The 15,641-nt window shown below is 68.4% G+C and carries 6 protein-coding genes; 1 reads left to right on the top strand and 5 read right to left on the bottom strand.

Annotated elements, in window-relative coordinates; genetic code table 11:
- Positions 1 to 64: 64 nt before the first annotated feature.
- The 5 genes from ABD134_RS09535 to ABD134_RS09515 form a co-directional block, all read right to left on the bottom strand.
- Positions 65 to 7,516, bottom strand: a complete 7,452-nt coding sequence (locus tag ABD134_RS09535; protein ID WP_344230833.1) for a DUF7507 domain-containing protein — start codon at positions 7,514 to 7,516, stop codon at positions 65 to 67.
- A gap of 241 nt (positions 7,517 to 7,757) precedes the next feature.
- Positions 7,758 to 8,948: an LLM class flavin-dependent oxidoreductase gene (locus ABD134_RS09530; protein ID WP_378108232.1), complete on the bottom strand. Its 1,191-nt coding sequence runs from the start codon at positions 8,946 to 8,948 to the stop codon at positions 7,758 to 7,760.
- Between the two features lie 152 nt (positions 8,949 to 9,100).
- Entirely contained in the window at positions 9,101 to 10,228 is a 1,128-nt protein-coding gene (locus ABD134_RS09525) for an NAD(P)/FAD-dependent oxidoreductase (RefSeq protein ID WP_344228935.1), read from the bottom strand.
- Positions 10,218 to 10,475: a helix-turn-helix domain-containing protein gene (locus tag ABD134_RS09520; protein ID WP_344228933.1), complete on the bottom strand. Its 258-nt coding sequence runs from the start codon at positions 10,473 to 10,475 to the stop codon at positions 10,218 to 10,220. The genes ABD134_RS09525 and ABD134_RS09520 overlap by 11 nt, the downstream gene beginning before the upstream one ends.
- Complete coding sequence (locus ABD134_RS09515; RefSeq protein ID WP_344228931.1) at positions 10,475 to 10,972, bottom strand: DUF2975 domain-containing protein; 498 nt, start codon at positions 10,970 to 10,972, stop codon at positions 10,475 to 10,477. The genes ABD134_RS09520 and ABD134_RS09515 overlap by 1 nt, the downstream gene beginning before the upstream one ends.
- 183 nt (positions 10,973 to 11,155) lie before the next feature.
- Between ABD134_RS09515 and ABD134_RS09510 the strand changes: the two genes are divergently transcribed.
- Positions 11,156 to 14,161: an S-layer homology domain-containing protein gene (locus ABD134_RS09510; RefSeq protein WP_344228929.1), complete on the top strand. Its 3,006-nt coding sequence runs from the start codon at positions 11,156 to 11,158 to the stop codon at positions 14,159 to 14,161.
- Positions 14,162 to 15,641 lie beyond the last annotated feature (1,480 nt).

Here is a 15,641-nt window from a genome sequence, read left to right as displayed (position 1 = left end):
AGACGCTGAGGGGCTCGGAAGGAAATCCCTCCGAGCCCCTCACGCTGGCGGCTATGTCAGCCGATCAGTGTCCTGCTGTGGAGTGCTTCGCGTACCGGATGGCCAGCAGGCCCATCAGGAGCAGCAGGAAAGCCACTCCCAGCAGCCCACCGAGGACTGTGCCGGTGGTCGCCAGGTCCGTCGACGTCCCGTCCTGGTGACCCGCCTGCTGGTCCGCTGGCTGGTCGTCCTGCTGGTCCGCTGGCGCCAACGGCGGCAGGTCCAGCTGATGCGAGTCCTCACCCGGTAGGGCATCGGTGCCGGTGACGGTGGCCTGGTTGTCCACCGTGCCGGCCGCGACGTCCGCCTCGGTGAGGCGGTACAGGGCAGTCGCGGTGATGCTCTCACCCGGTGCGAGCACCCCCACCTCCGCCGGCCACTCGCCGTAGGAGATCTCGGAGACCCCGTCCTTCTCGTCGTGCACGACGACGTCGGTGATGGTGACGTTGCCGGTGTTCGCGGCCTCGAAGGTGTAAACAACCTCGTCTCCCACGGCCCCGATGGCGCCGTCCGTCAGGGCTCCGAGCTTGACCAGGCCCAGTGCCGTGGCTCGGGGCAGGTCCTGGTTGCTGGTCGACGTACTGCTGACCGGATCGCCACCGGAAGTGGTGGCCGTGACATCCGCGGTATTGACCACGGCTCCGGCATCGAGGTCAGCCTGGGTGAGCCGGTAGTCCGCCGCGGCGGTGACGGATTCACCCGGCGCCAGGGTGCCGGCCTCGCCCGGCCACTCACCCCACGCCATCTCGGACAGGCCGTCCATCTCATCGGTGAGGACGATCCCACTCAGGGTCTGGGCGCCGGCGTTGGTCACCTCGAAGGTGTACCGCACCGTGTCACCGGCAACCGACGCCGCACCGTTGTCCAGCGTTGCCGACTTCTCCAGCTCGATTCCGGCAGCGCCGCCGACCGGGACGGTCACGCTGTCCTCGTCGACCGGACCCTCAGGCTGCCCCGGTTGACCCGGGGCACCCGGATCCACGGTGGGCGAGGTTCCGATCACGCTGGCGGTGTTGTCCACCCCACCGGCGTCCGCATCGGCCTGCGTCAGCTGATAGGTGGCCGACGCCGTGACGGTCTCGCCCGGAGCCAGCGTGCCGGCCTCACTCGGCCAGTCCCCGTAGCTGATCTCGGAGAGGCCATCCATCCGGTCCGTGAGCGTGACATCGGTGATGGTGACGTTGCCGGTGTTCTCCACCTCGAAGCTGAAGTGCACCGTATCACCGGCCGCACCGGTGGCGCCCTCGGCCAGGCTGCCGGTCTTGGTCAGGTCCAGTTCCGGCAGCTGCGGCAGCGGGTACGTGTTGCTGTCCTCCGCCTCGATCGGAGCGGCCGGCTCCGGGTTCTCCGGACCGCCCGTGGGCGGGGTCCCGGACACGGTCGCGGTGTTCTCCACCGTGCCAGAGTCCACGTCCGCCTGCGTCAGCACATAGGTGGCCGAGCCGACGACCTCCTCGCCCGGGGCCAGCGTGCCGGCCGCACCCGGCCAGTCTCCATAGCTGATCTCGGAGAGGCCCGGCATCTCATCGGCAACCGCCACATCGGTCAAGGTGACGTTGCCGTCGTTGACCACCCGGAACGTGTAGTCCACGGTCTCCCCGGTGGCCACGGTCGAGCCCTCAGCGAGGTCTGCGGTCTTCTCCAGGGAGATGGCCGGCTCTGGGCTGACGGCGATCCGCACGTCGTCGGTGCCGCGGACCGGGGTGCCGCTGTTCGGCGGGGTGCCGGTGACGGTGGCGGAGTTGTCCACCCCGTGGGCGTCCACATCGGCCTGGGTCAGCTGATAAGTGGCGGTCGCCGAGACGGTCTCGCCCGGGGCCAACGTGCCCACTCCGGCCGGCCAGTCCCCGAAGCTGATCTCGGACAGGCCCTCAAGTCCGTCCGAGATGCCCACGTCCGAGAGGGTGACGGTACCGGTGTTCTCCACCTCGAAGGTGAAGGTCACGGTGTCCCCGGCTGCGGTGTTCGCAGCGTCATCGAGGGACGCCGACTTCTCGAGGGACAGGCGGGGCGTCCCCTGCAGCGGCAGGTGATCCTCATCGGACGCCACTGGAGCGGGCAGGTCGTTCGGCGGGGTTCCGGTCGCGGAGACCCGGTTGTCCACACCGCCGGCATCCACGTCAGTCTGGGTCAGCGTGTAGGTCGCCGTGCCCGCGGCAGTCTCGCCCGGAGCTAGCACGCCCTCGGCATTCGGCCAGTTCTCGACCGTGATGCCGGAGAGCCCCTCGAGCTCGTCGGCCAACGCGACGTCCTCCAGGGTGACATTGCCCGTGTTCTCCACCTCGAAGGTGTAGGTCACGGTGTCCCCGGCGACGCTGCCGGCGCCGGCGGCGGTCTCACTCGACTTCTCCACCGCGATGCCCGGGTTCTGCGCCAACGGCTGAACCCGGGTGTCTTCGCCGGTCACCGGGTCCGCAGGAGTCCCCGGATCGGTGGTGGGCGGCGTGCCGCGCACGTCGACGGTGTTCTCGACACCGCCGGCATCGATGTGCTCCTGGGTCAGCGTCAGGGTTGCGATGGCGGTGACGGTCTGGCCTGGCGTCAGCACGCCTTCAACTCCGGGCCATTCACCCCACTCCAGTGCGGACAGTCCGGCGAGCTCGTCGGACAGGGTGACGCCATCCAGCGTGACGTTGCCCTCATTGGTCACGGTGAAGGTGTAGTCCACCCGGTCGCCGGCGTGGGGCGTGGCGCCCTCGGGTAGGACCGAATCCTTGTCCACCGAGATCAGCGGATCCTGCGGGACCAGAACGGTCGTGCCGTCCTCCGCCGGATCGATCGGCTCGTCACTGTTCGGAGGCGTACCGGTCACCGTGGCGGTATTGACGACGCCGCCGGCGTCCACATCCGCCTGGGTCAGCACATAGGTGGCGGTGGCCTCGACCCGCTCACCCGGCGCCAGCACACCGGCCTGAGCGGGCCACGCACCGTAGGTGATCCCCGAGAGGCCGTCGAGCTCATCCGTGATGGCCACGCCGCTCAGGGTCACGTTGCCGGTGTTGGTGGCGGTGAAGGTGTACTCCACCGTGTCACCGGCCGTGCCGGAGGCGCCTGGGGACAGCATCCCGATCTTGTCCAGTTCCATGCCGGGACCGGGTTCGACGGGGACGGTGCTGTCTGCCTCCGCGGGGTCGATCGGCTCGTCACTGTTCGGAGGCGTACCGGTCACCGTGGCGGTATTGACGACGCTGCCGGCGTCCACATCCGCCTGGGTCAGCTCATAGGTGGCGGTGGCCTCGACCCGCTCACCCGGCGCCAGCACACCGGCCTGAGCGGGCCACGCACCGTAGGTGATCCCCGAGAGGCCGTCGAGCTCATCCGTGATGGCCACGCCGCTCAGGGTCACGTTGCCGGTGTTGGTGGCGGAGAAGGTGAAGGTCACGACGTCGCCGGCACGACCCTCGGCGTCGGGGTCCTGCAGGCCGGTCTTGGCCAAGGCCAGGGCCGGGTTCGCGTTCACCGGCACGGTTGCGGTGTCCTCATCCCCGACGGGGTCCCCGGAGGGCGGAGTGCCCGCCGCGGTGACGAGGTTGTCCACCTGGCCGGCGTCCACGTCAGCCTGGGTCAGGGTGTAGGTGGCCGTGGCGGTGACGGATTCACCGGGGGCCAGCGTTCCCGCAGCGCCGTCCGTGGGCCATGCTCCGAAGGTGATCTCGGAGATCCCCGCGAGCTCGTCGGACAGGGAGACGCCCGTGAGGGTCACGTTGCCGGTGTTGGTGACGGTGAAGTCGTACCCGACGGTGGTTCCCGCGACGTGCTCGTCGGCCTCGTCGATGGCCCCGGACTTGGCCACGTCGATGGTCGGGGCCTGGGGCAGCGGCTGGGTGCTGCCGTCCTCGTCCTCCACGGGGGTGTCCGAGTTCGGCGGTGTCCCCGTCACGCTTGCCGTGTTGTCGATGACACCGGCATCCAGGTCGGCCTGCGTGAGCGCGTAGGTCGCCGTGGCGGTGACCGTCTGCCCGGGGGCCAGGGAGCCGGCTGCCTCGGGATCGGGCCACTCCCCGAAGCTGATCTCGGAGAGACCCTCCATCTCGTCGGTGACCTCGACGCCCGCGATGGTGACGTTGCCGGTGTTCTCCACCTCGAAGGTGTAGGTCACCTCATCACCGGGGATGCCGGCGGCACCCTCGGCGAGGGCATTGGACTTGGTGAGCTCCAGGGACGGTTCAGCCGGAACCCTCGTGAGGACGGTGCTTTCGTCCGTGGGCGGTTCCGTCTGCTCGTTCGGCGGGGTGCCGGTCACGGAGGCGGTGTTCTCGACGCTGCCGGAGTCCACCTGGGTCTGGGTCAGCGGGTAGGTCGCGGTGGCCGTGACTCGTTCACCGGGTGCGAGTACACCGTCGGCATCCGGCCAGCTGCCGTACTCGAGGGCGATGCCGCGCTCGTCAAGCAATCCGTCCGTGACGGCCACGGCGGTCAGCGTGACGTTGCCGGTGTTGACCACATCGAAGGTGTAGTTGATGCGGTAGCCGTCGCCGGCATTGCCCTCGAGGTCGCTGGTCTTGGTGATCTCCACGCCCGGGGTGGCGGGGATCGGTACCGTGCTGACGCCGTCGCCCGGCGCGATGGGATCGTCGCTGTTCGGCGGCGTACCGGTCACCGTGGCAGTGTTCTCCACAGCGCCGGCGTCCACATCGTCCTGGGTCAGCACGTACGTGGCGGTTGCGGTGACCTGCTGGCCCGGGGCCAGGGTGCCCTCGGCACCTGGCCATGCGCCGAAGGTGATGCCGGAGACGCCGTCCATCTCATCGGTGATGTCGATGGTGGACAGCGTGACGTTGCCGGAGTTCGTCACCTGGAAGGTGTACTCCACCGTGTCGCCCGCGGAACCGGTGGATCCGTCAGCCAGGGCCCCGGTCTTGCCCAGTTCCAGCACGGGGCCGGGCTCGACCGACACGGTGTTGCCGTCGTCATCCTCGACGGGGTCGCCGCCCGGGGTGCTGCCGGTGACGGTGGCGGTGTTCTCCACGCTGCCCGCGTCCACATCCGCCTGGGTCAGGTCATAGGTGGCCTGGGCGGTCACCTGTTCGCCGGGGGCCAGGACGCCCGGGGCCTCGGCATCGGGCCACTGGCCGTAGCTGATGCCGGAGAGGCCGTCCAGCTCATCCGTGATGCCCACGCCGCCGAGAGTGACGTTGCCGTTGTTGGTGACGGTGAAACCGTAGGTGACGGTGTCGCCCGCCCGGCCCTCCGCAGCGGCATCGAGTCCGCCGGTCTTGATCAGGTCGATCAGCGGATTCGAGAAGACCTCCACGGTGTCGCTCGCGGTGTCCGTGACAGGATCGCCGGCCGGCGGGGTGCCGGTCACGGTCGCGGTGTTGTCCACTCCGCCGGCGTCCACGTCGGACTGGGTCAGGGTGTAGGTCGCGGTCGCGGTCACGATCTCGCCGGGGGCGAGCACTCCGGGAGTCTCGGCGTTGGGCCATGCACCGTAGGTGATGTCAGAGAGACCCTCGAGTTCGTCGGCGATGGTGACGCCGGACAGGGTGACATTGCCGTCGTTGGTGACATCGAACGTGTAGTCGATCGTCTCCCCGGCGGCATTGGCGCCGTCCGGCAGTTCGCCGGACTTCAGCAGCGAGACCTGCGGGGCGGCCGCTACCGGAACGGTCTCGGTGTCCTCGCCCGTGGCAGGGTTGCCGGAGGGAGTGGTGCCGGCCGCGGTGGCGGTGTTGTCCACGCCGCCAGCGTCCACGTCTTCCTGGGTGAGCCCGTACGTGGCAGTGGCAGTCACGAATTCGCCCGGCTGGAGGACTCCGGTGTCTGCGGGCCAGGCCCCGAAGCTGATCTCGGAGAGCCCATCGAGCGGGTCATCAAGGCCCACCTCGGTGAGGGTGACGTTGCCGTTATTGGTGAGGGTGAAGTCGTAGGTAACGGTGTCGCCGGCCACCCCGGTCGCGCCGACGGCAAGAGAACCGTTCTTCTCCACGGTCAGGGCAGCGGATTCGTCCACCGGGAGACTGGAGCTGTCCTCGTCGGTCACGACCGACTCGGGCGGACCCGTCGGCGGGTTGGCGCTCACCGTGGCGGTGTTGTCCACGGCCCCGAGGTTCACGTCCGCCTGGGTGAGAGTGTAGGTGGCGGTGGCCCTGACGGATTCGCCGGCCAGGAGCGTTCCCTCGGTGGAGGGCCAGTCTCCGAAGCTGATTTCGGAGAGCCCTTCGAGGGGGTCGTCGATGACAAGGTCGGTCAGTTCGGTGTTGCCGTCGTTGGTCACGGTGAAGGTGTACTGGACCTCATCACCGGCCCGGCCGGTCGAACCCTCCACCAGTGCATTGGACTTCGTTAGGGTGACGCTCGGAGCCGGGACCGGGACTTCGACTTCGTCTGGCGTATCGACCTCGTCGCCGGCCGGCGGAGCGCCGGTGAAGGTCGCCACGTTGCGGACGTAGCCACGGTCGATGTCTTCCTGGGTGATGGCATAGGTCGCGGTGGCAGTGATCGTCTCGCCGCCATAGAGCACGTTCTCCTCGGTCGGCCACTCGCCGTAAACGACGTCCGAAAGGCCTTCCATCGCGTCGGAGACGCGGACATCGGACATCGGCACCGCGCCGGAGTTGTGGGCCGTGAAATCGAAGGTGACGATCTCGCCGACGGAACCGTAGGACCCCGGCTCGAACGCCCCGGACTTCGAGAAGTCGACCGTGGCACAGTGCGTGTTCAGGTCGTTGGCGATCTGCCGTGCGATCTGGGCGAAGTCGGCAACGTAGTAGTCCTCGTCCAACACCTCGCCGGAGACCTGGCGGACGTGCTCATGGAACTGTTCCAGGCCGGGGCCGGAAAGATTGTCCGTCAGGCCGACAGTGACGATGCGGGTCCCCTCCGCCTTCAGCGCGTTCGCACTCTCGACGGCGGCGGTAATGGTTGCTACGTCTGTGGAGTTGCCCGGACCACCGATTCCACCGCTAGAGGTCGTGTACTGCGTCGGGTTGCCGTCCGTGAGGAACAGCAGCGCCTCGTAGTCCTCGGGGCTGGTGCGAATGGCGTCGAAAGCGGCGTCCCAGTTCGTCCCACCCACACTGCTCGCAGGCCGCTGGACTCCCTGGATGTGGTTGACAACCGTCTGGCCGTTGTCACCGACTGAGGTCAGCGGCAAGGCGCGGTTGGAGGTCTGCGTCGTCGCCGGCGCATTCGTCGCGAAGTTGTGGATGGAGAGGTTGATCGGGTAGGGCTGCAGGTCATTGACCAGGCTCTCCAGCTGGTTCTTCATCTGGGTCAACTGGGAATCGGTGACCGAGTTGGACAGGTCCATGCTGATAGCCAGGTTGATGTCTTCGCACTGCTGGATTCCCGCTGGATTGGGATCCGGAGGAGTCGAGGATTCCACGGCGCTCGCGGGCGCAATCCCCGCCACGAAGCTGGCGGCCAGCACAGCGAGGCTGACGCTGAAGGCCAGCGCTCGGCGGAAGAGAATCCGATCCTGCTTCTCCACCGCTCCCGTCGGGGGTTGTTGAGAGGGGACGGGCAAGGTCTGCACAGACAAGTGGTTTCCTAAGCTTGAGAGATAAGCAGAGCTCGGCGGATCGCCAGCACTCAGTGCGTCGTAGACGGTGACGCGTCGAGGTCACCCACGGAAGCTTAGGCAATCGCAGGCCTCGACGAGGCATGTACCCAGAAAGTTACACCCCACTTCACCCACAATTTCACCCGACCCGGCGACTTCACTCTCCCGCCGCCGGTAGACCCCGAAATCGCATCACGAGCCGGCCGCCGAACCCTCAGGAACCGGCGAGCATGTCCAGGACCAGTGGCTTGACCTTCGAGCCGTAGAGCTCGATCGATTCCATCATGTACTCGTGCGGCAGGTGACCGTTGCCGTACTTCATGCCGAAGCGGCCGGCCTCCAGCGCACGGACGCTGGTCGCGACCTTGCGGGCGACCGTCTCCGGGGACCCGAGATGCAGGGCGCCGTGACTGATCTCCTGTCGGAACTGAGTGGGCGTCGGCGCGGGCCACCCCCGCTCGGCGGCCATCTTCGTCATAGCGGCCTCCCAGTACGGGTAGTACCGCTCGGCGGCCTCCTCATCCGTGGCAGCGACGAAGCCGTGGGAGTGCAGGGCCACCCGGCGCGGTTCGAAGCCGCGGGCCTCGATCTCACGGCGGTAGAGCTGCGCGAAGGGCTGGAACCGATCGGGGGTGCCGCCGATGATCGCCAACTCGAGCCCCAGCCCGTAGGTGGCCGCGCGCACCACCGAGGTCGGGGTGCCGCCCACCGCCACCCAGGCGGGCAGGCCGAACTCGTGGGCCGTCGTCGGGAACACGGACTGGCGCTGCAAAGCGGCCCGGGTGTTGCCCTGCCAGGTCACCGGCCTCTCGGTCCGAAGGCGGGCGAAGAGATCCAGCTTCTCCTCGTAGAGCATCTCGTAGTCGGAGAGCTCATAACCGAACAGCGGGAAGGACTCGATGAAGGAACCGCGGCCCAGGGAGACCTCGGCGCGGCCGTTCGAGACGGCATCGAGCGTGGCAAAGCGCTGGTAGACGCGGACCGGGTCATCCGAGGACAGCACGGTGACGGCGGAGATCAGCTTGATGTGCTCAGTCTGTCCGGCGATCGCGGACAGGACCATCTCCGGCGAGGACACTGCATAGTCGGGGCGGTGGTGCTCACCGATCCCGATGACGTCCACGCCAGTCTGGTCCGCCAGCACCGCCTCCGCCACGACATTGCGGAGGACCTGGGGATGCTCGAGCCGATGACCGCTGAGATCCTGGGTGACGTCACCGAAGGTGTGCAAGCCGAACTCGACCGTGCCGGCGGGCACAGAGTCGGCGTGCTCAGTGGACGGGTTGGGCCTCGGGGCGGTCAGGGCTGCGGGACGTTCGGCGGTGGTCGCGGGCTCAGAGTGCTCGGCGCGTGGTGTTGCCGCTCGGGGCCTCGACTCGGGCTGAGGGATGGGGTTCTCGGTCACACCAGGGGAACGCCGCCCCACCGGCATTCATTCCTTGAGATTTCAATGAACTGCCCTCTCGCCGCGAACCTCTGCCCAGGGTCGGGAGTTTGCGGTGGCGGCTCCAGGCCGGGGCGCCGCCGCAGGCCCCGGCGCGCTGGACCGCGCACCGGCTACGGCAAGGGGAAGGAGCCGTCGCCGAAAAGGATGCGGCGCGCCAGGGCCCGTCCGGGCGGCGTCCTCAACGCGGTGAAGGCAGTGGAGGCAAGAGCGGGGGTACGCAATCCGTCCAGACCCTTACGCATCAGCAACCGCCTCCGAAACCGGGCCCGCAGGACCTGGCCGTCATACGCCGCCAGCCCGCCAGGCCGACCCTCTCGGAGTGCCGCGTCCAGGACCTCGGCGGCATGCCCGGACAGCCGCAGGCACGGATCGAGGCCGCCGGCCGTCAGGGGTGACACCGCCCCGGCGGCATCACCCACGAGCAACCCCGCCGGGGAGGCGATCCGGGGCAGCACTCCCCCCACCGGGATCGGCCCTGCACGCTTCTCCACCTGCTCCGGCCTCACGAAGCCCTGCAATCCCGGCGCCCGTTCGCGGAAGGAGCGCAAGGCGCTGTACAGACCCCGCGGGAAACGGTGTGCATGACCTGCCGTGCCCACGTGGACATGCTCACCGTCCCGCAACACCCACGCGAGGTATCCGGGAGCCACACTCGGATCGATCACGCAGTGGAAGGCGGGGTTAGAACCATCGGGGCGATCGACGAAGACCTCCTCGGCCCCGACCAGCAGGTGGCGGTTACGACTCAATCCCAGTTCCCGCGCCACCCTGGACCGCGCGCCATCGGCACCGACCACGAAGCGCGCGCGGACCTCGAGTGGGCCCGCGGCATCCTCCAGGTGATAGCCGCCGTCCCACCGGCCGATGAAACGCGTGGCCAGCCGGGAGTCGACACCACCACGTACGGCATCGTCGGCGGCCGCCGTATAGAGCGGCCCCATGTCACCGACCCGATACTCATCCCGATCGCTCGCCAACTCCACGGGGCCGGCCAACCCGGGCGGGTAGAGCACCATGCGGCGGATGGCCGGTCCCAGGTGCTCCTCGGGCAGCACGAAGTCCTCGAGGGTGCGGCGCACGAAGATTCCCGTGGTCCGGACGGTGCCCGTCAGCGTGGGCCGTCGCTCCGCCAGGAGCACATGGTGGCCGGCGCGAGCCAACTGCGTGGCACAGTGCAGTCCGGCCAGGCCCGCTCCGATGACCAGGATGTCCACGCTCGCGGTCCGCTCACCCGCCACCAGCATCACCCTCCCGGCCCTCGTCCTCCAGAGTGCGCTGACCAGGGTCCTCCCAGCGCAGGAGGTCACCGGGCTGGCAGTCGAGGACGCGGCACAAGGCCGCCAGCGTGGTGAACCGGACGGCCTTGGCTCGGCCGTTCTTCAACACGGCCAGGTTCGCCGGGGTGATCCCGACGGCCTCCGCCAGCTCTCCGGCCGACATCTTGCGCCGGGCCATCATCACGTCCACGTCCACGATGATCGGCATCAGATCACGTCCGAGAGCTCGTCCTCGAGCCTTCTGGCCTGGGCGTCCCGATCGACCGCCTGGGCCAGCAGGCGCCGGGCGACGTTCACCGTCAGGGCCGCCGCGAAGGCCAACAGGGCGGCCCCACCGATCAGAAGGACGATCCCCGGAGCCGCAGTCCCCCCGCTCAGCATCACACCGAGGAGCACCAGGAGCAGACCGCCGGTGGCCACCGCTCCGGTGATGACATCGACAGAGCGGAACGCCGCGCGGGAGAAGATCCGACCGCGCAGCACCAACGTCAACAAATGCCAGAGGCAGACCCCGACCACCTGGAGGCACAGCACCCCCAGGCCGAGGGCGCCCACCAGGGGTATGGAATACGCCACGGTCACACCGCCGAGGTCGATCCACAACAAGGGCAGGATCACCGCCAGGACGACCAGGGAGCCAGTGGCGGCCAAAACCAACATGGCCCGCAGGATGATCACGAGCGGACGCGGAACGGGAGCGGGCAAAAGGGACCTCCATCGATTGCGTATCGATGACAACCTATCGTTAAACGATACCCATGGCAATGCGGCCCCGTGCTGCGCGCGCCAGTCGACCATTGACGCGCTGACACTCAACGAATAGCGTCCCGATGCAGAATCTCATGCTACTTGATATCCCTATCGGTCTCACCCCGAGGAGAAGCCGCGATGATCCCGCCCGTACACCGGTCCCAGGCACCCACACGTCGGCACACGACATCGCGGCAGCGAGTCATCGTCGCAACCACCGCGGCTGCGGCCCTCACGGTGACACCACTGGCGGCGTTGCCCGCCGTCGCCGCATCCGGTCCCGCGAACCCGACGGCACCCCTGGAGCGGCCTACGGCGCCCGGCGGCACGGGCCTGCCCAACGGTGTTCCGGACGCCGCCTTGGCACCAGAGCCGACTCTCCCGAAAGCCTCCGGATGGGACTTCTCCGAAACCTTCGCACGGACATCGGGGACGGGCCGCTATGACGACGGCGCCTACCTGTGGACCGATTGGCTCTATGACGACACCGGTACCGGTAACTTCACCTACGACGATCCAGAGTCAACCGGATCCAACGGTGCAGACATCTTCCGAGCCGCCATCGCGGCGGACGACTCGTTCACGTACTGGCGCATCGACTGGAACACCCTGATTGACCCCGAGGTGCCCATCGCTGCCTGGACCTTCGATACGGACCGGGACACCACCACAGGAGTGGAGGACTGGCCGGCCGCTGCCGGAGCGAGCTCCCCCGGAATCGACACGTCTCTCGTGGTGTCATCTCGCGGCGCGTGGGTCACGGATCTGCAGTCCGGCGAGGAGATCGACGTCGTGTCCGAGGGCGGCCAGATCACGGTGGACGCGGACGCGAGGTCCTTCGTCGTCGCGGTACCGAGGGACGTGCTCCCCGCCGATGGCTCCTGGACGACCCGATTGGCGTCGGGACTCGCGGATTCCACCGGTACGGCATTCGCCCCCGCACCGCAGTCCGGTGAGGGGACCCGGATCTACAACGCCTCCTTCCGAGACATGGAGGACGAGCCGCACCTGGTCGGCGACTACTCCAGCGCCGCCACGCACTGGAACAACGGCAGGCAGTCCGAACTGCTGGCCGACGGGGACCTGTCCGACTTCGCGCTCGACCTCGACTGGAGCGCCATCGACGCTCGCGAGTCCACGGCGGAGGCGGCACCGACCGGGTACTCGACCCGATGGTTCGTCTCCTCAGTTGAATTGGCACAGGGCATGGACGCGGAGGCGCGCAAGAGTCCGGGACCAGGGCTGCTCCCGGCCAGCTTCTGGGGCCGTGTCCAGCCCTACACGGTCTATGTTCCGACGACGTACTCCGCCGACGAGCCCGCCCCGCTCACCATCCTGCTGCACGGTGGCGACTCGAATCACAACGCCTTCCTCGGCAGCCGCAAGGACGAGCTCTACGGTCCGATGTGTGAGGAGCGGGGATCTATCTGCGTCTCCCCGCTCGGCCGAGGATTGTCCACCTGGTACATCAACCACGCAGAACTGGACGTCTGGGAAGTGTGGAACCGAACCGCGGAAACCTTCACCCTCGACAGCGAATCCACGGTCGTCGGCGGCCATTCCATGGGTGGAGTGGGGTCAACTCGACTGCTGACCAACTATCCCGACGTGTTCGCCGGTGCGGTCATCGCCTCCGGTGCGGGCTACTACAACGCCGCGGGCCAGCGCGACCGTGAAGGAGCTCCCGGGCGGGTGGAGAACCTTGGCCACGTGAACACCTTCATCGATTCGGGTAGCGAGGACATCGCCTTGGCCAACACACGGGTATGGGACGCCGAGCTGGAAGACGCCGGTGTGCCCTATCAGGCCAACTACTACGAGGGTGCCGACCATGGTGCGTTCGGCTGGCTCGGATGGTCGGACGCGGCCCGGTACCTGTCCGGAATGACCCGGACCACCGACCCGGCGGACATCGTCTACCGCTGGGAACCGGGCGATGACCGCCCGGATCTGGGCCTGGAGACGGACGGTGCCTACTGGCTCACCGGACTCGACCCCCGCGATGATTCAGCGCGGTGGAGCCGGGCCACTGCGACCTCGGGAGTGCTGGACACCACCGAGTTCGCACCGGTCCACACCGATACGATGCAGACCATCGACGGATGGACCGTCAATGTGCGGGAGCAACAGCGTGTCGCCCAGGGGGACAGGGCCCCGCGCAACGAAGTCGACCTGAACGCCGAGAACGTGGCGACCATGGCGGTTGATCTGGATCGGGCGCAGCTGGACCGGTCCGCTCCGGGCACGGTTCGAGTGGCCACGGATGGCGAGACCGAACTGACCTTGGCCCGCGGCGAGGACACCGTCACCCTCGGACTCGACGGAGGCGACCACGAGCTGACCAATCCTTCGGAACCGGACCACGTCGAGGCGGCGGCCGCAGACGGCGCCGTCCTGCTCTCCTGGCCGGCATCGGCCTCACCTCTGCCGGACGTCACCTACACGGTGCGGAACGCCGACGGCGCAGCGATATGCACCACGTCCGCCACGATGTGCACCATTGAGGGGCTCACCAACGGAGAGGAGTATTCCTTCTCGGTGAGTGCAGCGAACGTGGTGGGCAGTTCCGCCGGTGCCGTGTCGCCCGGGGTGACACCCGGGGCCGCCCTGGTGTTCTCGGACAATGCGCCCGGCTCGGCGTTCTACGCCCCTGTCCAGTGGATGGCAACCCACGGCATCTCCACCGGCTACACCGACGGCACCTTCCGCAAGGGCAACGACGTCACCCGCGCCGAGACCACCGCCTTCCTCCACCGCTACATCAAGCCCGACTTCACCGCCCCCGACACCAGCCCCTTCGACGACCTCAACCCTGGCAGCAACCACTACGAGGCCATCACCTGGGCCGCCACCGAGCAGATCACCCTCGGCTATCAGAACGGCACCTTCCAACCCCACCGCCCCGTGACCCGCGGAGAGTTCGCCACCTTCCTCTACCGACTGGCCACCCCGGAACACAACGCACCCCAGACCAGCCCCTTCGATGACCTGCCCACCACCAACCACCACTACGAAGCCATCACCTGGCTGGCCTCCCAGGGCATCACCATCGGTGACACCCACGGCCACTTCAACGCAGCCGACCCCGTCACCCGCGGCGAGATCTCCGCCTTCCTCCAGCGCTACGACAACACCCAGCGCTGACGCACTCACCCGCCTCGGCCCTGTGTGGGACGATCTCGTCACCGCGGCCTCTCTGACCTGCGCCACGGCCGTTCCGAACAGCGTCAGGCGAGCGCAGCTCAGGGGCGTCAGCCCTCCGCCAGCACCCCGCGCAGCGTGGGCCGGGAGGCGGTGACGCCCAGGCGGACGAGCACCACGCCGAGCACCAGCACGGCCGCCACGAGGCCCATGGAGAGGGGGCTGAAGATCACGGCGGCACCGATCACGGGCAGGGTCGTCACCACAGCGGCCACCAGGGTGAACACCAGCACGATCCACAAGGGCCCCATCACCGAACGCCGGCGGATGGCCTCCATGCTCGACTCCGTCATGCCGAGCCGGCCCAGGCCCCGGTACATGTCCGCGCGGTCGAGCACCTGCGCGGCCTGGGTGATGCCCACGGAGCAGGCGGTCAGCACGAAGGCGATGAGCATGGTCAGCAGCACCCCGGTACGCAGGTCGGCCACCAGCATCAGGTCCTCAGTCCGCATGCCGTCGGCCGAGACAGAGTCGGCCAGTCCCATGCCCGCTCCCCCGACCACACCGATGTACACGGTCACGGCCAGCCCGCCGATCTGCCGCCAGGCCTGCTGCGGGGATTCGAGCACGTTGCGGGCAGCCACGAGCTTCTCAGCGGTGTCCGCGCGGCGCCAGGTCCGGCGCGTCACCACGCCCACCAGCCAGGGGCCGATGAAGTGCAGGGCGATCATCGGCAGGCTGAAGCCGACCAGCATGACGATCAGCAGCACCATCATGTTCGCTGCCCCGAAGGCATTGAGCACCACTTGGGCCAGTGCCAGGCCCGCCACGGCCAGCACCACGCGGACCCAGTGGACCTTCGAGGCCTCCTGGCGGGTGCGCACCCCCAGCGGGGTGATCTCGATCCGCCGCAACCCGGCCATCGAGCTCGCGGCGGCCATCACCAGCAGGGCGCCGACCACGGCGAAGAGCCAACCGGTACCGAGCCACATCCCCTCCAGCCCGATCGGCCGCCCCGCGAACGGGATCAGCCCCACGAGCGGCATGAACACCAGGTAGCCGACCACGCCGAGCAGCAGCCCGGCCGCGGCCAGCACCACGGATTCGACGACGGCCAGAGTGCGCACCGTTCCCGTCCCGGCACCCAGCAGGCGCAGGGAGGACAGTCGTTCGTCACGGCGCCGGGCGAGCAGTTTGGCCGCGGCGCCGGCCAGGCCGACCATCGGGAACACGAGCAGCATCAGCGCGAAGACGGAGAGCATCAGATAGAAGCCGGCCAGGTCTCCCTCGATCGTCCAGAACGAGGCGGCGCCGCCGGCCACGAGCAGGGCCAGCGTGCCGACGATCGCGAAGGCGGTGACCGGCAGCCCCCAGACCTGGCGGTCGGAGAACAGCTTGCCCAGGAACAACTTCAGCACGGCGGCGGTGCCACCGCCCCCGGTGCCCGACGGCGGCCGGCCGGGCACCGCGGCGAGGTGACCGG

The sequence above is a fragment of the Citricoccus alkalitolerans genome, from assembly GCF_039528175.1.
In the GTDB taxonomy this organism is placed as follows: Bacteria; Actinomycetota; Actinomycetes; order Actinomycetales; family Micrococcaceae; genus Citricoccus; species Citricoccus alkalitolerans.
The sequence above is the reverse complement of the archived record's forward strand: the minus strand, read 5'-3'. Positions and strand labels throughout refer to the sequence as shown.

Excerpts from the sequence above, each read along its gene's own strand:
- ABD134_RS09520 (WP_344228933.1), bottom strand. The coding sequence starts at position 10,475 with ATGCCGATCATCGTGGACGTGGACGTGATGATGGCCCGGCGCAAGATG.
- ABD134_RS09510 (WP_344228929.1), top strand. The coding sequence starts at position 11,156 with ATGATCCCGCCCGTACACCGGTCCCAGGCACCCACACGTCGGCACACG.